This window comes from Paenibacillus radicibacter (assembly GCF_024721995.1).
GTDB lineage: Bacteria > Bacillota > Bacilli > Paenibacillales > NBRC-103111 > Paenibacillus_AM > Paenibacillus_AM radicibacter.
The window spans coordinates 132,382-151,767 of sequence record NZ_JANQBC010000011.1 but is presented as its reverse complement, the minus strand read 5'-3'; the positions used below and the strand labels follow the sequence as shown (position 1 = coordinate 151,767).

17 protein-coding genes and 1 pseudogene are annotated in these 19,386 nt (G+C 41.8%); 17 read left to right on the top strand and 1 reads right to left on the bottom strand.

Features of this window, described 5'->3' with window-relative positions; all coding sequences use genetic code 11:
* Window positions 1-33: 33 nt before the first annotated feature.
* From NV379_RS19720 to NV379_RS19685, 8 genes are all read left to right on the top strand, one after another.
* A complete protein-coding gene (locus NV379_RS19720) occupies window positions 34-3,249 on the top strand; it encodes a glycosyltransferase family 39 protein (RefSeq protein WP_258209049.1) in 3,216 nt (1,071 codons plus the stop codon).
* A gap of 166 nt (window positions 3,250-3,415) precedes the next feature.
* Entirely contained in the window at window positions 3,416-4,726 is a 1,311-nt protein-coding gene (locus NV379_RS19715) for an MFS transporter (protein WP_258209048.1), read from the top strand.
* A gap of 81 nt (window positions 4,727-4,807) precedes the next feature.
* Window positions 4,808-5,683, top strand: a complete 876-nt coding sequence (locus NV379_RS19710; protein ID WP_373426139.1) for a 5'-3' exonuclease — start codon at window positions 4,808-4,810, stop codon at window positions 5,681-5,683.
* Between the two features lie 233 nt (window positions 5,684-5,916).
* Entirely contained in the window at window positions 5,917-6,324 is a 408-nt protein-coding gene (locus NV379_RS19705) for a GlcG/HbpS family heme-binding protein (RefSeq protein WP_258209046.1), read from the top strand.
* A 133-nt stretch (window positions 6,325-6,457) separates the two neighbouring features.
* Complete coding sequence (locus NV379_RS19700; RefSeq protein ID WP_258209045.1) at window positions 6,458-6,901, top strand: hypothetical protein; 444 nt, start codon at window positions 6,458-6,460, stop codon at window positions 6,899-6,901.
* 52 nt (window positions 6,902-6,953) lie between these two features.
* Window positions 6,954-7,850 carry a LysR family transcriptional regulator gene (locus NV379_RS19695; protein WP_258209044.1) on the top strand — a complete coding sequence of 299 codons (897 nt, stop codon included), beginning with the start codon at window positions 6,954-6,956 and terminating at the stop codon, window positions 7,848-7,850.
* A gap of 38 nt (window positions 7,851-7,888) precedes the next feature.
* A complete protein-coding gene (locus NV379_RS19690; protein ID WP_258209043.1) occupies window positions 7,889-8,257 on the top strand; it encodes a hypothetical protein in 369 nt (122 codons plus the stop codon).
* Between the two features lie 21 nt (window positions 8,258-8,278).
* On the top strand, window positions 8,279-8,884 hold the full coding sequence (locus NV379_RS19685) for a hypothetical protein (RefSeq protein ID WP_258209042.1): 606 nt from the start codon (window positions 8,279-8,281) through the stop codon (window positions 8,882-8,884).
* A 590-nt stretch (window positions 8,885-9,474) separates the two neighbouring features.
* Here the strand turns inward: NV379_RS19685 and NV379_RS26170 are convergent.
* Window positions 9,475-9,594, bottom strand: a pseudogene (locus tag NV379_RS26170) (IS3 family transposase); the annotation flags it as partial.
* A gap of 389 nt (window positions 9,595-9,983) precedes the next feature.
* Between NV379_RS26170 and NV379_RS19675 the strand changes: the two are divergent.
* From NV379_RS19675 to NV379_RS19635, 9 genes are all read left to right on the top strand, one after another.
* On the top strand, window positions 9,984-10,658 hold the full coding sequence (locus NV379_RS19675; protein ID WP_258209040.1) for a hypothetical protein: 675 nt from the start codon (window positions 9,984-9,986) through the stop codon (window positions 10,656-10,658).
* A 243-nt stretch (window positions 10,659-10,901) separates the two neighbouring features.
* Window positions 10,902-11,996, top strand: a complete 1,095-nt coding sequence (locus tag NV379_RS19670; protein ID WP_258209039.1) for a hypothetical protein — start codon at window positions 10,902-10,904, stop codon at window positions 11,994-11,996.
* Between the two features lie 270 nt (window positions 11,997-12,266).
* Window positions 12,267-13,463, top strand: a complete 1,197-nt coding sequence (locus NV379_RS19665; RefSeq protein ID WP_258209038.1) for an aminotransferase-like domain-containing protein — start codon at window positions 12,267-12,269, stop codon at window positions 13,461-13,463.
* A gap of 16 nt (window positions 13,464-13,479) precedes the next feature.
* Window positions 13,480-14,217 (top strand): 2OG-Fe dioxygenase family protein, encoded by a 738-nt coding sequence (locus tag NV379_RS19660; protein ID WP_258209037.1) that lies wholly within the window; start codon window positions 13,480-13,482, stop codon window positions 14,215-14,217.
* 81 nt (window positions 14,218-14,298) lie between these two features.
* Window positions 14,299-14,721, top strand: a complete 423-nt coding sequence (locus tag NV379_RS19655) for a hypothetical protein (RefSeq protein WP_258209036.1) — start codon at window positions 14,299-14,301, stop codon at window positions 14,719-14,721.
* A complete protein-coding gene (dmpG, locus tag NV379_RS19650; RefSeq protein ID WP_258209035.1) occupies window positions 14,714-15,769 on the top strand; it encodes a 4-hydroxy-2-oxovalerate aldolase in 1,056 nt (351 codons plus the stop codon). Before NV379_RS19655 ends, dmpG begins: the two co-directional genes overlap by 8 nt.
* Window positions 15,770-15,906: 137 nt before the next feature.
* Window positions 15,907-16,581 (top strand): helix-turn-helix transcriptional regulator, encoded by a 675-nt coding sequence (locus NV379_RS19645; RefSeq protein WP_258209034.1) that lies wholly within the window; start codon window positions 15,907-15,909, stop codon window positions 16,579-16,581.
* Window positions 16,582-16,594: 13 nt separating this feature from the next.
* Window positions 16,595-17,890: an L-cysteine desulfidase family protein gene (locus NV379_RS19640; protein WP_258209033.1), complete on the top strand. Its 1,296-nt coding sequence runs from the start codon at window positions 16,595-16,597 to the stop codon at window positions 17,888-17,890.
* A gap of 77 nt (window positions 17,891-17,967) precedes the next feature.
* A complete protein-coding gene (locus tag NV379_RS19635; protein WP_258209032.1) occupies window positions 17,968-19,371 on the top strand; it encodes an L-cystine transporter in 1,404 nt (467 codons plus the stop codon).
* Window positions 19,372-19,386 lie beyond the last annotated feature (15 nt).

Below are 19,386 nucleotides of genomic sequence, written 5' to 3'. Positions count from 1 at the left end.
CTGGAAATGAATGAAGAAGAGGGGAAGCAGTAGATGTCTAAATCCGTGAACCAACGGAAGATGCAAAGTGGGAAGCAAACGCAGCTCCATAAGCAGAAGAAACAACAGGAAACATTCAAGCGAAGTATTTGGCTGTGGGTGATTCTGCTGGTAGGGCTTACGATTCGCCTGATCTTAGCGCCAATTTGGAAAGGGTATGAGCCGGATGTCCAGACCTTTATGGCATGGGCGAATATGGCGTATACCGATGGATTGCCGCACCTCTATAAGACGCAGGCATTCTTGGATTATCCGCCAGGTTACATGTATGTGCTTTATTTACTCGCTACTATTCGAGATGGACTAGGACTTGCTTGGGATAGCTCAGCAACACTTATTTTATTTAAATTACCTGCGATCTTGGCGGATATAGCTACATCCTTCGTCTTGTATCGATTGGCAAGGAAGTATGTTTCGGCGAATGCTTCTCTTGGGATTGCCGCGTTATATGCCTTGAACCCGATGGTGTTCGTGAACTCCGCGGTATGGGGGCAAGTGGATTCGATCTTTATGCTTGTCATTGCGATTTACTTATATATGTTGCAAAAAGGAAAGCTGCAGCTTTCCGCAGTCGTGCTCGGGCTTGCTATTTTGCTCAAGCCACAAGGACTTCTGTTCGGACCGTTCTTATTGATCGCAGTGATTCAAACGCGCAGTTGGAAAGTATTTATCCAAACCGTATTAAGCGGGGCTGCACTTGTAATTGGACTCTTATTACCGTTCATGTCTGGAAGCGGAATTACATTCGTATTTAAGCTGTACTTCAGTACACTTGCGCAGTATAACTATGCATCACTCAATGCGTTTAACTTGATGACGCTATTAGGTGGGAACTTCGCGGCGCTAGAAGGTGGGGGATTCTCTTACCAAGCTTGGGGCGTTCTGCTCATGATCGCATCTCTGGCGTACTGTATGTTTGCTTATGCGAATAGTAGTAAAAAGCCAGGTTCGGCTTTATATTTCGCCTTCTTATTCTTAGCAGCTGTATTTACATTCGGGATCAAGATGCATGAGCGTTACTTGTTCTATGCACTTCTACCACTTCTAATTACATGGTTATTTGTCCGTGATCGCCGCATTCTGTGGCTCTTCGCTGGGTTTTCACTCACTCATTTCGTGAATGTTGCCTATGTGCTAGGTCAGACTTGGAAAGGCATAAACTTTATCCCGAAGTGGGATGTGCTGATGCTAATCATCTCAGCGATGAATGTCGGTTTCGTGATCTATGGTGTCATTCTTGGCGGTAAATTGTTCGGTGTTAATAGAGGGCTGCGTTCGTTACTGGCTTCGAATGAGACGGTGGCAGAAACAGCAGCTGCGACATCTAGTCCGAAGGGACGTTTGTTTAAGAAGAAGGATTGGATATTAACGCTCGGGATTACGGTCGTTTACTCGGTATTTGCCCTGATTAACTTAGGGTCGCACCAAGCGCCTGAGACATTCTGGAGACCACACACGACAGGCTCTTCACTCGTGTTTGATCTAGGTAAACCTGCTACGCTCAATCGGGTTCACACGTATATTGGATCAGGGCATGGGGATTACGAATATGCTTTCTCTAGTGATGGTGTTTCGTGGAAAGATGCGTATGAAGTGAAGTCCGATCACACGAAAGTGTTCGTCTGGAATGTGAAGGAACTTACACAGCAAGCGCGTTATGTGAAACTAACAGTGAAACAGATTAATACAGGATTTTCTGTGCATGAGGTCGCCTTCTTTGATGGTAAATCGGACAAGCCGCTTCCTGTTCAAAGTGTAAAAGGAGAAGGCTTATCTTCTACGGATGAAGGTAAACCGGAGTTTGTCATTGATGAGCAAGACATCGTGCCTTACTCTCCAACCTATATGGATGGGACGTACTTTGATGAAATTTACCATGCGCGCACAGCGTATGAGCACATTCATAAGATTGAACCTTACGAGAATACCCATCCACCGCTAGGGAAAGTGTTTATCTCCGCAGGGATTTGGCTGTTCGGCATGAATCCGTTCGGCTGGCGTATTGTTGGTACCTTGTTCGGTATTGCAATGATTCCTATTATGTATGCGTTCGGTAAAAGGTTGTTCGGACGCTCCAGATACGGCTTCATTGCTGCATTCTTGTTCGCGTTCGATTTCATGCACTTTGCCCAGACTCGAATTGCAACCATTGACGTCTATGGAGTCTTCTTCATAATCCTTATGTTCTATTTCATGTATCGCTACATGCAGATGAACTTCTATCGAGACAAGCTGTGGAAGACATTAATACCACTAGGATTAGCAGGCTTATTCTTCGGGATTGGAGCAGCTTCGAAGTGGATTGTTATTTATGGTGGGATTGGACTTGCGTTCTTGCTCTTAATCGTACTAATCGAACGCTATCGAGAACATCGGAAAGCGAAGCGGGTACTTGAGAGTGAAGCCGTATGGCTTGCTGCAGATAAGCAGGCCGCACGATCCGATGATAAGCAAGGGGATGCGCAGCTTATTGCCAGCGAGTCCGATCATGAGAAGCGCCTAACGGATGATGAGAGAGCTGATCTTGAGCGTGCCGCACGTTCCTTCTGGCGTCCGACTTTATTAACGCTAGGTTGGTGTGTCATCTGGTACGTCATCGTTCCTGCACTTATCTATATTGCATCGTACATTCCATTCATGATGGTGCCAGGTGATGGTCACGGCTTGAAAGACGTGATCACGTACCAAAAGCATATGTATGATTACCACAGTAAGCTTGTCGCGACGCATCCATTCGGATCGCCGTGGTATGAATGGCCGTTTATGGTTATGCCAATCTGGTACTATTCGGGACAATTCTTACCAACAGACAAGCTTTCATCCATTATCTCGTTCGGTAACCCTGTCGTCTGGTGGGGTGGTTTCATTGCACTCATTGCAACTGTGTATTATACGATCAAGCAGCGTAATAAGAAACTTGCATTCTTGCTCGTCTGCTTCGGTGCACAGTACTTGCCGTGGGTAGGTGTACCGCGCTTAACGTTCATTTATCACTACTTTGCAACAATACCATTTTTGACGCTAATGTTGACGTACTTCATCGGTAGATGGACGGAGCAGAACAAGCAGCGCCGCTGGTTAGCTTACGGCATACTGGCACTGGCATTCTTATTGTTCTTGATGTTCTATCCGATATTATCAGGAATGGTCATTGATAAAAGTTATTCCTCCACATGGCTGCGCTGGCTGCCGACTTGGAATTTCTTCTAAGACAATTGGGTTAGTTAATAGGTGGGATCGCTATGAGGCGTCCCACCTTCTTTTCTGATCACCAGAATGATTTATAGAAATGACTCTATTTGTTGTTAGGTATACATATATTTAGATCATCAGATTTGTTAGATTACGCTTTCATTAACAATATGGAGGAATGAGAATGAACAAGAGATTTCAAAATTCAACCGTCATGTACGCACTTGGTATGCTCGCCATGATGATTCCCAGTCAAGCATTTAGTACGTTCTATGTTTATTACTATACGGATGTCTTGGGGCTGAGCTTGGGACTAGCGACTATTGCACGATTGGTATACACGATATGGGATGCTGTCAATCAGCCAATGGCCGGTTATTATTCAGATCGAACACGATCGAAGTATGGTCGCCGCAAGCCATGGTTAGTCAGCGCAGTGCCACTATTCATGCTCGCATTTATTATGGTTTTCTCTGTACCTAACGGAATTGAAGGAACAGGGTTATTTATCTGGTTTCTAGTTGCTATCGTATTATTCGAAGCGATCGCGACGATTATCTGGGTCAACTATGGTGCATTATTACCTGAGTTGTACCGTGGAGATCGCGTTCGTGCGAAGGCGTCAGCTGTTCAGAACGGTTTTCAGATTGTTGCGATATTAGTTGCTTCTGTCTTAACGTTGCCGCTGGTAAATAGTATTGGTTACAGCTATATGTCTGTCGTGTTTGCTGTTATATTCGCGATCTTCATGCTATGGTGCGTGTCTGCGATCAAAGAAGATCCAGAGGCAATGAAGGAGCCAAAGATTAAGTTAGTAGAGGGATTTAGAGAAACACTTAAGAACAAGGAGTTTTGGATATTCAATATCTCCAATTCGTTCGCTCAGACAGTAAACGGATTACTTGCAGCGACAATTCCATTCTGGGGTAAGTATGTACTTGGTATTTCCGAAGGGGAAATAACTTATCTACTAGCATCCGTATTTGTGTCAGTCATTCCGTTCGTGTTCGTCTGGTATTGGATTATTCAGAAGCTTGGCGGGTACCGGAGCTGGAGACTGGCGATCATTGTGTACGCAATTTCTGTTATTCCGCTATGGTTTAGTTCAGACCTTCTAACAGGTGTTCTAGCTGGGGTATGCGTGGGGTTTGGTTTAGCAGGATTCTTAGTCACACCGCCTGTCTTAACGGGTACGATCATTGATCGTGACACAGAGAAGACTGGCAAGCGTCGGGAAGGTATCTATGTCGCAGTCGGGGGCTTCATTACACGTTCTAGTGGATTGATCTCGGTCGTTGCCTTCTGGATTGTGGGCATGATCTTTGGTTATGTGAGTGGGGATGATCCAGGACCTAATCCGGAAGCGACATTCCGGTACTTGATCAGTGCAGTTCCATTCATTTTGCTAGTAGTGGCAATTATCATATCGTTATTTTTAAAAGATTTCACGAAGGGAAGAAGTGTGGATGCTTCTAATGACACAGGAGATACATGATTGTATGGCTTGGAATTTCTGCTAAGGTTTTGGAAGCTCTCCTTATGATATAATAGTAAGAGGTAAACGAAGGAGAGATTCATTTTGAGTGAAAATAAACAATCGATCTTGTTAGTAGACGGTATGGCACTTCTATTCCGTGCTTACTTTGCAAATTCCTATGGCGGCTTTATCCGTAAGACGAAGGCAGGTATGCCGACGAATGCGGTGTATGGCTTTATTCGCTACTTTATGGATGCGGTGGGTGCGTTCAATCCGACACATGTTGTGTGTTGTTGGGATATGGGCAGTACAACTTTCCGTACGGAGAAATTCGATGGTTACAAAGCGAACCGTCCAAGCGCTCCAGAAGACCTCATTCCGCAGTTCGATCTTGTTAAAGAAGTCGTTGATGCATTCGGCGTTCCGAATGTTGGCATACATGGCTATGAAGCAGATGATTGCATCGGTACACTTGCTGGTCAATATAGTGAACATGCGCACGTGCATATTCTAACTGGTGATCATGATATGTTACAGCTCGTAAATGATAACGTTCATGTCATTATTATGAAAAAAGGTCAAGGCAACTACGCGGTATATACACCGGAGTTCTTGCTTGAAGATAAAGGGCTTACGGCTCGTCAAGTCATTGATATGAAGGGCCTAATGGGCGATACGAGCGATAATTACCCAGGTGTTAAAGGTATCGGGGAGAAGACAGCGCTGAAGCTGATTCAAGAGTATGCAACGATTGAGGGCATGTTGGAGAATTTGCATTTACTGCCTAAAGGCGTAAGAGGTAAGATCGAAGCAGAGCTGGATATGCTGCATTTATCTCGTGATCTGGCAACAATACGCTGTGATGTTCCAGTTGAATGCGACTTTAACGGTTGCACATGGGCAGTGGATACAGAGCGCGTGCATAGCAAGTTTGAAGAGCTTGAGTTTGGCAGCTTGATGAAGTTGATCGGCTAAGTAGATTGCATGACATATAAGTAATTGCAAGCAAGTAAGAGAGTGTTTTAGTAGCCTTGGATAAGGCGCTGAGATGCTCTCTTTTTGCATGTGATTCGATATACATTTTGTACAATAATTCATGGGAATAAATTGACTCTATGTAAAATGATTTGTCCATGCAGCTATGAAAAATTTTGAAGTGGAGAGGTAGGAATTTATTTAAGATTTTCTTTGATGTGGAGTGATTAGGAATGAAGAGAATAACTGAACTAGATATTACAAAGCTGCTAGATGAGGCGATCGCGGAAAGCGATCGATTAGGGATTCGAATTTCCGTCGCTACGGTGGATGAAGCAGGTTATCTTAGTGGATTCAAACGGCATGGTGATGCGGAAATCGTAAGCATTACCTTAGCGCAGGATAAAGCCTATTCGGCGCTCTTCAATCGCGTAGGAACAGATGAGCTTGGGAAATTGTGCGCGCCTGGTGCAGAATTGTATGGCTTACAATATAACCTAGGTGGTCGTATGGTCATCTTCGGTGGCGGTGTTCCGATTCGAAATTCGGAAGGTAGGTTAATTGGAGCGATTGGTGTAAGTGGGGGTACGGTCGAGCAAGATATTCGCTGCGCAATGGCTGCGATTGAAATCTTGAAGTAGAGATAGCGAGGTGAAGGGTGCCAATGTTGGCGCTCTTTTTTTAATATTATGGATGTAAGGTGTTAAGAGGTAATGGTATAATATGGATGAAATAAATTGAATTTCAATCCATTCGAATGTTGGAGATTACTATATGGACGATAAAACGTATCATTTTCAAATGACGCATATAAAAAAGATGATTCTAGTAGATGGACCAACACAATCTCCGAACCAATATATCGAAAATCCTGAAGCTGAAATCAGTCAAATCTTAGAGGAATTAATGGATGTACTAGATGAAGCAGACGTCAAACTTGTGAAGCTTACTGTCTATCTGAACCACTCTTATCTAGATGAAGTGAGAGCGTTGTTCGAGAACTATGCGGAATCCAATCGAGTGGAACTTCAACTTGTTGCGTTTAACATGGAACCGCTGATTCAATTGCATGGGGTAGGTGAGAACGGCTATAGTGAATGGTTGTTTCTGAAAGAGCGCAAGTTCTGGATGAAGACCGCAATAGCTGGTGCAGTAGGGATAGTGATTCCATTGTTGGCTATTTTTTTTTTTTTATTTTTTGCTTTGCGATATGATTGAATCCAATAGGATAATGATAAAATTTAACCCCTTGGAATAAGGAGTCAACGTCATGGACATTCGACAGCTTCAATATTTTGTAGAAGTAGCCAGACAGAAGAACTTTACGAAAGCTTCGCAGACGCTGCTCGTCTCGCAGCCTTCGATTAGTAAGATGATAAAGACTTTGGAAGATCAGCTAGGTGTGCAGCTTCTGGATCGTTCAGAGCGCGAGGTGGAGTTGACCGATGCAGGCGCACTTGTGTATGAGCAAGCGGTTCGAATTATTCAATCGATGGACGACTTGTCGGACTCGGTGAATGAGCTGGTTCACGTCAAGCGTGGTAAGGTGAAGATGGGACTGCTGCCGACTGTAGGCGCATTGCTTTTTCCGAAGATTATGGCTAATTTCAAAAAAGAGTTTCCCCGTATCGACATTCAGCTTGCCGAATATAGTGCCAAGCATGTGGAAGCGAATGTTGCTAAAGGGGAAATAGACTTTGGTGTTACGGTGCTTCCTGTTGATACGGAAATATTTGAAACTGTGTTTCTCCATGCGGAAGAACTCGTGCTCATTGTAGATCGGAAGCATCGGCTTGCGGGACGCGAATCAATCGAGCTAATCGAATGTCAGGAAGAGTCTTTCATTCTGTTTTCGGAAGAATTCGCGCTGCATGATGTAGCGATGCAAGCATGTCGACAGGCAGGATTTGAGCCAAAGGCCGCATACATGTCCACAATGTGGGATTTGGTGTGTGAGATGGTCGCAACAGAATTCGGCGTATCCCTTGTTCCCAAATCGATGGCTGCCAAATTGAACAATAAACGAGTACATGCAATCCCCATTGCTAAGCCACATATTGCATGGGAGTGGGCACTCATCTATCGCAAAGACCGTTACCAATCCTACGCCGCCCGCGCTTTTATCTCTTATGTACAGCAGCATACGCCATTTGTTGTTCCCAAATAGGAGAACTTTGTGTTTCTATTCATCGAAGTGACCGAATTATGTCAAAAGCACAAATAAAAGTTTATGCTATTAATCGAACTCTTGGTTCTGGAACTTATGGTACAGCTGATTTTTTTAAAAGAGAATCAAATGGATCATTAACTCCAATTGGTCTATCTTCTGTTAAAGCAGGTGTGAATTATGATATGACGAGAATTCGATTAGATGCAGGTAATATGGCAGATAGTAATTATTCTGCGATTGAAAGAACAAAAACAACTGGTCATGAATTTGGTCATGCACTTGGATTAGGTCATTTTGAGGAAGGTTTAAGACCACATCAATATGCTCATTGGATGCGATCTGGGCAAAAAAGTTTAGCCTACCCGACTTCAGAAGATGCAGCACACTTAGCTTATAAATATTAGAAAGCAGAAAGGGGTCTTGAAATGAAAGCTAAAAAATTGATCGCATATTCCATTTTATCATTAGGAATACTCGGAGCTAGCTACTTCATAGCTGACCAAAGAATTGTTGATGAAAAAATAGGTATCTTCTATGATCATGCAGTATACGATGATGCAGATAAGTTATCTGATGAAGTATCACTAATTGTATCAGTAACTCCTACCACTGATAATAAAGAAGTATTTGAGGGCGGAGAGTATAATGACTCGTATACAATAACCAATGTCACGGTGGACAAAATTTATAAAAACTCTAATGACAATACAAACTCATTAGAAAACTTAGCTGTTATTGAAAGATTTTTTACAGTAGATAATGGATTGAATCCAGGGAGAACAAAAATACTAGGTGAAGGTTATACTCCACTTATCCCAGGAAAAAAATATATTCTCTTCTTGAATTGGTCTAATGAAAGGCAAGCCTATTGGATTCATGCTGTGAATCAAGGTAAGATTAATATTGACGGTCAAGATACACGAGAAATATCGTTGGAATCTCATGATGACAGGTTCAAAATTCTTCGTGAATCTGTTTTAAAGAAATATACAACAGCGATAGAAGATGGGGCTGTCCAGAAAGTAAATTAGTTCATTCAACCAGTTTTTCTGAATAAAAAATATATTTTAAACTAAAAGTGACGGTATGGGGAATTACACCCATACTCTCACTTTTTTCTATTTGAACAATAGCATTATATTTATATAATTTAAAAGTTTGAAATATTTAGTGGTTAACTCAACCTACGTTTGGTCGCACCGAAAGTTGAGGTAATGTCACATCTGAAAAGCGTATTTTGTTGGTTTAAATAACATTACCTAATATTGTTTTACAAAAAACTAATTAATTAGTCACCATGAGATAGTAGTGATCCTAGCTAGGCTAACGAGATTTACAAGTAAAGGGGATCAAGCTGTATTGCAGATGAAATCCCGTATTGGAGTAAAGGAGCAGTAGGTATTGCGTCACAATGTGGTTATGTGTAAGTATATCCGAATGGAAACTTTCAAGTAGAAGGATGGACGACGCGTCAGAAGGAATAAGTGCATTAGATCGCGTATTTCTAGACCCTGATGTTCAAGCATCGCTTGCATGGCAAATCAATAAAGCAGGAATTCAAGTTACAGGACGATCTCTGTGGCTTAAATTGATCGATCGTGTAGGTAGAAACAAGTCCTTATTCGTTCATTATTCGTCCTATACGTCGTCTGGACACTGTGATACCGAGTCCGTGAAGTACAGATTTGATTTTCCTAGGACCATACACATTACGGTTATTTTTGAATATCTCGATGATTAGACTCGTCACATTATCTTCAACCGGCTTACTTTAAAATATCGTTCTCCATCTTTAAAGGCTAGTTCTCTTTCCTTAAAGCTAGCAGTTGATTCTCTTCTGGTGTTCGAAAATTAGTATCAAATATAACCATGAAATTAACGCAAAGTCTCACTTAATGATAAAGATTATCTCATTATAAGCATTACTCACATTAGTTGAATGTAACTGTGGGCGAATGCTTAAAGCCGATTTTAGATTCATGTACTAATTTTGGTGTAGAGCATAAAATATTCACTGAAATTTTTGTTGAAATAACACAAAAAAGTAATATATATGAATATATTTACAACATTATGTAAAATAATGTAATATAAATTAGTGTTCTAATATCAATGAAAGGTAGGTATAGTATGAAGAAATTAGTAATATTGATGTTCAGTTTCATTTTGTTATTTTCTATGTCGTCGTCTGTATTTGCATCTTCGGAGTCAAAGGAAGAGGAAAAAGTTTCAAGTCCAAAGTTAGAGGTATCAACTTTAAATGAGGGAATTGATGGAGTGAAAATAGTTCCTTCCCCTGGAATGAGTTTAGAAGATTCAAAAAAAATACTTAAAGAGAGAAATGAAAAATCTTACGCACAATTTTTGGCAAAAAATGAAGATGATCTAGTTAAAGAACAAGAAAAGTTTTTAACTGAAAAGAGAAGTGATAGCAATGATCAAGCTAGAGCTACTGCATCAGCTGGAAACTCTTTTACAGGTGTAGGGACTGGCCGAGGTGCGGTTCTACTAGGATATTCTGAAACAAGTGCTTGGTGGTGTTCATGGCTAGTTAGTGGTGATTATTGTCATGCTGGGTTGTTTGACGTAGATCGCAATGTAAGTGAATTTAGTTATTCAATTAGAACAGCAAATGTTAAAGATGCTAGTGGCACAGATGGTATGCAATGGGAGACTCCTTTATATTGGAAAAAATTTGATGAAGTGCGAGAAATGTCTGTTTGGTCCGCTTCTGATACAGAAAAGCAAAAGGCAGTTAAAGGCTGCTCAATTATTTTCCGGGCCGTACAAAACAGAGACCAATAAAGATGATAATAATAGTTGGTATTGCTCTAAAGTAGTATACAGAGCATTTTTAGATGCTACGAATATAAACATTGATGCTGATGGGATGTGGTTTGTAACCCCTGGGGATATTCGCTGGTCAGCAAATACAAGAACAATAACAGTATGGATGTAAATATTTATTAAATCTAAAATTCTAGTTAAGCTATGTGATGTATAGATGCTTAACTAGAATTTATTAATTTTCTCGGGAGTTGCAAACAAATGAGATACATCATTAAACTTATTTTTTTAATATTTTTTACACTACTATTAGGATGCACCCCAAATAATGTGAAACAATCAGAACATGAAATAGAACCTAATATTATTGGTGTACCGATTACCGAAAATGAGAGAATAGTCTTGCTCCCTTTTCAAGAAAAATTGTCAATACTAAATACAAAAAATTTAGAAGTGAGTAAAAATATACTACTGGGAAAAACGGCGATTGATTATGCAATTGCTCCAAATGGAAAAATTTACATTCCTCTACTCAATAGCCCAGGGGATAAATCTTCTTATATTGCGGTTTTAAATGCTAAAACAGGGGAAATGTCTACAATACAATCACCCTATAATAATTTAGGTTCAATCAGTATCACTAATGATGGAATTGCTTTTGTCCAAACAGGTTTTTCTAGGGGAGGGAATACTTTAGAATTGCTAATTATTGATACAGTAAAGGACCAAGTGTCTGGAACCGTATCGATGCCTGGACCGCATGAAAGCCTTACTTTATTAAATAAGAATCAAATATTAGCTTCAATAGCTGTAGGAGATAGTAAAGGGGTTTATAGTATTGACTCGCAAATTAGAAATGCAGAATTGTTAATTGATATGAAAAATAAACCTCAAGGACCAAGTTATATGATGGTTGATAAGAGAAACAATGATATTGTATATTTTCTATTTAATGGAGTTTCAACAACTGAAACCAAAACACGGGAAGAATTACTAAAAAGATATGAAATGAAAGATCTAGACCCACATTTGATGATCTGGAATCTTAAGGAGAAAAAACAAATTAAACAAATAAACTTTAAACAAAATTTTCCGAAAAACATGGCAATAGATGATAATGGTAATATATATATTGGGCACTCCTCAGACACTTCTGTTTTTACGGTAATTGATATTAATAAAAATAGTGTTCGAGAAGTAAACTCGGTTTATAAACCATTATCTGTATTTATTGAGAATAATAAGTTATTTGTAGGGGGATTTGGTACGCACGAAATGGATATTTTTCAACTTCCAGATCTTGAAAAAATTCAGACAATTTCATTTGATGGGAAGATACTAATACCCTCACATTAGTATTGATATAAAAATAGTAGCAGCATACGCCGCTTGTTGTTCCGTCATAACTTTTTCGCATAGTTTCCATGCAATTTGTATATTTTACCAATGTATAATAAACCCTTTACAATGAAGAAGTAACAGTTCTTCAACGTAAGGGGTTTTATTGTTGTATATGGGGCTCAGGGTTATCTGGTGCGCGATCCGCACACAATTGTAAGCGCAACCATATCGATATACTATCCCGCATCTAACGAACGCTTCATGCGCATAAGGGAGGGATTCTAAGTGAAATTTGCCAAGCGAATGGAGCAGCTAAAAGGCTCAGATATAAGGGCTATTCTCAAATTAACGTCGCAATCCGGGATGATTTCGTTCGCTGGAGGAATGCCAGCACCCGAGCTATTCCCCGTAGAAGAAATCAGGGCAGCTTCCGATCATGTGTTAACACAGTATGGGAAGGAAGCTTTGCAGTATACGATCACGGAAGGTTACGTACCACTTCGAGCACAAATCGTAAACCGCATGGCAAATAAATTTGCAAAGACATGTACGGTAGACGAAATTCTCATAACGACAGGTGCACAGCAAGGAATCGAGCTGTCGGGTAAGCTTTTTCTTGATGAAGGAGATGTGGTTCTCTGTGAGAGTCCGTCGTTCCTCGGAGCATTCCAAGCACTGCGTGTATATGAACCAACTTTTAAGGAAGTTGAAACAGATGATGAAGGGATGATCATGGACGATCTGATCCACTTATTGGAGACGACAGATCGCGTTAAGATGATCTATGTGATCCCTGATTTTCAGAATCCAACGGGTCGTTCTTGGTCGCTTGCGCGTCGCAGAGCGTTCATGGAAATCGTAAGCCAATATGATGTTGTTGTCATTGAAGATAATCCGTACGGCGAATTGCAATACGACGGTGACATGCTGCCTTCACTTGCATCTATGGATACGAGAGGTCAAGTTGTGTTCTTAGGTTCATTCTCCAAAATATGCTGTCCTGGCTTCCGCATCGGCTGGCTTCAAGCTGCGCCGCTTCTCATGGAGAAGTATGTGATGGCGAAGCAGGCTGCGGATACACATTCCTCGACGTATTGTCAGCGTGTGCTACACACGTACATGGATATGTATGATCTGGATGCGAATGTGAACCGGATCAAAGATGTGTACCGTGCAAGACGCAATCTCATGTTCGATCTAATGAAGCAGCATTTTCCACAAGAAGCGAGATTTATTCTTCCGGGTGGTGGGCTGTTCATCTGGGTAGAGCTTCCGCAAGAAGTGAACACACGCGAACTTCTTGAGAAAAGTTTAGAGCGCGGCGTTGCGTTCGTGCCTGGTGGTTCCTTTTATCCAAATGGAGGTAGAGAGAATGCGCTGCGCCTGAACTTCTCCAATATGTCGGAAGACAAGATTCAAGAAGGAATTCCGCTGCTTGTAGCGACTATGAAAGAAATGCTTTCTATAAACGTTAATTCATAAGGAGCGATGATTGAATATGGAACCAATTCATACTGAATTACAAACAGCACTTGAAGTGGGCACTGTTGCATCGATGGTAAAGGCGAATGGGTATTGCTTTTGTGGAAGTGCATTTTTTAATCAAGCGGATTTTTATGATGAAAAAGAATGGAACGCATTCGCGGACAGCTTTAACCGTCTAGCGGTTGATAAATATATGAAAGACAACGGCACGTATCGTCTGCGCCGTTTCGCAACTCTCGATTATTCGACAATAGACCGAGTTCTCAGCTATGATCTTGCTCGTCCGTATTTCCAAGCACCAGAGATTAATTCGCTTAACGGCGGGATTGTAAGACATTTTGACCCAATGGAAGAAGAGATCGTGGCTAACAACCAGTTCTTAAGAGGTCTGTTGCAATGGGCTTACAACGCATTAGAGCAGCTAGAAGGACCAAGCGATTGGGAGACAACACTTCACCAAATTCGCGTTCTAGCGAGAATGGATGAGCAAGGTGAACCGACACCTGAAGGCGTACATCGCGATGGCGTGACATACATTATGATGATGGTTTTCAACCGTGAGAACGTAGTAGGCGGTATGAGTACGATTTATGATAATGAACGTAATCCACTGATTGATGTGACACTACTCCCAATGGATTTGATCTTTGCAGATGACCAGAACGTCATGCATGGTGTAACTTCCATATTGCCAGATCAAGTGGATGGATATCGAGATGTGTTCGTAGCTGCTTTCACGAAGAAAAACTAAACCATCTAAATAAGGATAGGCTGGGCACGTGGGCTCAGCTTATCTTTTGTTTCACAACAAGAAATCAGGGAGGTACATAACATGACGCTCATTCGAGTGGATGATATCACATCGATCATTACAGAAATTGCAATGCTTGTGAAAGCTCAAGAAGTAGAAGTAGTCAGCGATTTGCCTAGCAGGATGGTGGACGATCACTTTCGAGAGCATCTTGAAGATTATATAGAGGGTATGGAGACGGCACTACTTGCAGATAGTAGGGTGAAACGTGCGAAGTCGCTCGTCTTTTTCAACCCAGATGAAGAAGCTGTTCTAAGATACATTGTCCATGTTCAGGTTGATTCACATGCAGAAACGGTTGATCATTATCAATTGGTCAGTGAAAGATTAAATGAGATTGTTGATTTACGACCAGAATTACAATTGAAGTACGTACCCCAATTTGTGAATTATGTGCTGACTTTTGTGGTGGAGGTACAAGTGGAGGTGGAGCAAGATGCATAACAAACGGAAGATTGAGGTCTTTGATGCAACGATGCGAGATGGGTGTCATCCGCTTGGTCACCAATACTCGGCAGAGATGTTGTCCGTCATTGCAGCTTATTTAGAGCAAGCGAATATTCGATATATGGAAGTGTCGCACGGGGATGGATTAGGTGGATCATCGCTTCATTTTGGTAAAAGTAAATTAAATGATACAGAAGCGATTCGAACGGTCATTACGGCAGCTCCGATGGCACGTGTCACATCTATATTATTACCGGGAGTAGGGCGATTATCTGAACTGGAAGAAGCGAAGGATGCAGGACTACAGACTGTTCGGGTTGCAACAATTGCACCAGAGGCAGGGCTTGCGAAGACATACATTCGTGCTGCCAAATCAATGGGACTTGAAGCCTTCGGATTTCTGATGCTCAGTTCGATGATCACACCTGATCAATTGCTGGAACAAGCGAAGAAGCTAGAATCGTTCGGAGCAGATGCGGTGTATGTGGTTGACTCGGCAGGGGCGATGGCGCTAGATGAAGTTCGAACCAAAGTAAGTTTATTGCGTCAACATCTCTCGGTTCGCATCGGTTTCCATGGGCATAACAATCTAGGGCTTAGTGTTGGTAATACGCTCGTTGCAGTGGAGGAAGGCGCAGATCTTGTAGACGGGTGCTTATCTGGATTTGGAGCAGGGGCAGGCAATGCACCGACAGAAGTTCTCGTTGCTGCACTTCATAAGATGGGTTATGAGACAGGTGTAAATGAACGTGCACTTATCCAAGCTGCGGACTATATGTTGGAACGAGTTATGCCAAAGCCGCAATTTGTGGAGCGGGGGGCGTTATCATTAGGAATGCTCGGTATACAAGGAAGTTCACTCTTCACGACGCTGCCACTTCTCACGAAATATGGTGTGAATGCGCGTGATTTGTTTACCGATTTGGTGATGGGAAGTGCAAGTAAAGCGGAGATCGAGCAAGCTGCTGATGAGAGACTGAAGGCGCAATCTAAGCTAGATAGAGAAGGTCTTGTGAAGCATAAGAATCAAGTTCATTTTCACTAAATGTCGGAAGTTGAATTTTTATGCAAAAAAAGCTAATAAAGTGATTGTCAAATTTATATGAGCATGATAAACTATTATCACGGTAATAAATTATTACTAAGTGATAATTTTTTATTTTTAAAGGTGGAGGTGAGGTTATGAATGATAAGGAGCTTATTGAACGATACATTCCAATGATGAAATTTATTGCGTCAATCGTTGGTAAACACTCTGAAGTGGTGCTGCATGACTTATCTGGTGAAGATAACTCGATTATTGCCATTGAGAACGGTCAGCTAAGCGGAAGAAAAGTTGGTGACGCTCCGACAAATCTCATCCTTCAAGTTCGTCAAGATCAAACTTACTTAAAACAACCGTTTATTGGGAATTATAAAGCTTATGGCAAGAACGGGAAGCTGTTTAGGTCTTGGAGTTATTTTATCAAAAATCCGAACAATGACCTCATCGGCGTGCTGTGCGTGAATAGCGATGTAGAGCACTTTGTCAAAATCCGTGAAATGATGGATGGTTTCTTGAATTTTGATGAAACGACTGCTGAGGCAGATCCATCCACCTCTAAGGAAGCAAGCTACATATCTGAGCAACTGCATGGACAGGCGGATGATGTGTTAGCAAGCATTATTGAGCAGACCATGCAGAGCGTGAAGGTTCCAGGGGATAGAATGTCCTTGCAAGAGAAATTGGACCTTGTTAAACATCTGTATCACCAAGGTGCTTTCCAGCTAAAAGGCGGGGTACATCTCGTCGCGAAGCACCTGAAGACATCAGAACCAACTATTTATCGGTACATCCAGAAAATCAAAGAAGAGTAGAGGGGATACGCTCATGAACAACTTGAATGAGCAGATGAAACAGCTATTGCAGAAGGAGCTTGTTGTTGCACTTGGATGCACAGAGCCGATTGCAATTGCTTATGCGGCTGCAGTAGCAAAGAGTCATTTGAAAGAGGAAATCACGTCGATAGATGTGATCATTAGTGCCAATGTCATGAAGAATGCGATGGCTGTTGGAATTCCTGGCATGAAGCAGACAGGTATTGATTTCGTAGCTGCACTTGGAGCTATTGCTGGTGACCCAGATCGCCAATTGGAAGTATTGAAGGAAGTGCCAGCAGGAGCTGAAGAGCAAGCAGCGGCAATCGTCAAGGAAGAGAAAGTTAAGATTTCACTTACGGAGTCACCTAAGAAGTTATATATCGAAATATGCGTTCATACCACTAACGAGGTTGCAAGAGTGATTATTGAGGATTTGCATACGAATATCTCAAAGATCGAGGTAAATGGACGCATTTTATTGGACAAGGAATGTGAAAGTTTTCACGATAAAGTGGATTCAGAAGAGGATATCTACAATGTATTGACATTTGAAAGCATATATCAGTATGTGCTAGACGTTCCACTAGAGGAACTTGAACTAGTAAAATCGAGTATTGAGCTCAACTTAGCGATTTGTGAGGAAGGGCTGAATAACAGCTACGGACTTCAAGTAGGTAAGATTCTCAAAGAGAACGTAGAGAGAAAGTTGTTATCCGACGATGTAATCTCCCACGCAATGGCACTTACTTCCGCTGGATCTGATGCACGGATGGCAGGCATTATGCTTCCAGTGATGTCGAACTCTGGAAGTGGTAATCAAGGAATAGCTGTGACGATGCCTGTAGTTGCAGTAGCGCAAAAGCTTGAAGTTAGTGAAGAAACAATGATAAGAGCTGTAACTTTCAGCCACCTGCTGGCGATTTGGATAAAATCTAAGTTTGGTCGTTTGTCTGCCCTATGCGGTGTGACGGTAGCTGGAGCAAGCGCAGCCGCTGCGATCACCTATCTATTAGGCGGAAATGTATCTCAAATGTCCTTTGCGATTCAGAACACGATTGGAAACGTAACAGGCATGCTATGTGATGGTGCAAAAGCAGGATGTGCAATGAAGGTTTCAACCTGTTCGGGGGCAGCGGTACAATCTGCGTTGCTTGCTACATCAGGTATGCGCGTATCTGGAACGAATGGAATTATTGAGGAGGGGTTGGAGGAGACTATTGATAACTTCTGTCGTCTTGGCAACGAGGGATCGACCAAGATGGATGAACTTATGCTGGATATGATGCTGAATAAACGAACGAAATAATTCATGCTGTAAGTGCAGCACCCTGAAAACAACTTTAGAAAACTATACTTATATATCATTCAGGAGGAATTCTCACCATGGGAACTATCGGATACGTTATTCTTAACATTGTCTTTATGCTAGCGATGATCGGGGTACTTTACTACATGCAGTCCAAGTACGTTTCATTCTCGAAACGTGTATTTGCAGGTCTTGGTATGGGTATTGCCTTCGGTCTATGTCTTCAATTCATGTGTGACCCTAATTCAGAGGTTGTAAAGACTTCAACAGATTGGTTTAGTATTATTGGTAATGGTTATGTTGGCTTTTTGAAAATGATCGTTATGCCTCTAATCATGGTTTCGATTATCTCGGCAATTACGAACCTAAAGTCTTCTAAAGGCTTAGGTAAGATGTCAGCAATGATTATTGGTTTACTTATTGCAACAACAATGGTTTCAGCAGTAGTCGGTATTGGAGCTGCGAATATCTTCGGGCTTAATGCAGAACAGATTCAAGCAGGTGAAGCTGAGCAGAAGCGTGGCGAAGCGATGGAAGACCGTCTAGGTCAAGTGAAGGACATGACAATTCCTCAAAAAGTGCTTCAGTTCATTCCGACGAACCCGTTCCAAGATATGACGGGTGCACGTTCTACTTCAACACTAGGGGTTGTTATTTTCTCAGCCTTCGTGGGGGTAGCAGCGCTACAGATTAGACGGAAGAAACCAGAGCATGCCGAGATGTTCCAGAAAGTGACGAATGCGGTATACGCGGTTGTTATGCGGATTGTAACGTTAATCTTAAGACTTACACCTTATGGTGTTCTTGCTTTAATGACGAATACGATTGCCAAGACAAATGTAGACGGTATTCTCAATCTATCGACTTTCGTAATCGCATCTTATGTAGCTATTATCGTGATGTTCGTTATTCATCTGATCATGGTTGCTGTAGTGGGACTAAATCCAATTACGTTCGTGAAGAAGATTTTCCCTACTTTAACATTTGCATTTACTTCCCGTACAAGTGCGGGTGCAATTCCACTTAACGTTGAAGCGCAAACCAAGCAATTGGGTATTTCAGATGGTGTTGCGAACTTCTCCGCATCATTCGGTGCTTCCATTGGTCAGAACGGTTGCGCGGGTATTTATCCAGCGATGCTTGCGGTTATGATCGCGCCTACAGTTGGTATTAACCCACTTGATCCTGGGTTCATCATTCAATTAGTAATTATCGTAGCGATCAGCTCCTTCGGTGTAGCTGGTGTAGGTGGCGGTGCAACATTCGCGGCACTAATCGTACTATCTGCGATGAACTTGCCAGTAGGTCTTGCAGGACTATTAATCTCCATTGAGCCGCTAATTGACATGGGTCGTACAGCACTTAACGTAAGTGGTTCCATGACAGCAGGTGCAGTAACAGGCAAGTTAACTGGAGAAATTGATCTAGACACATACAACAATCCGAATACAATGAACAATTCAGATACAGACATGGATTAAGGCGAGGTGGATTAC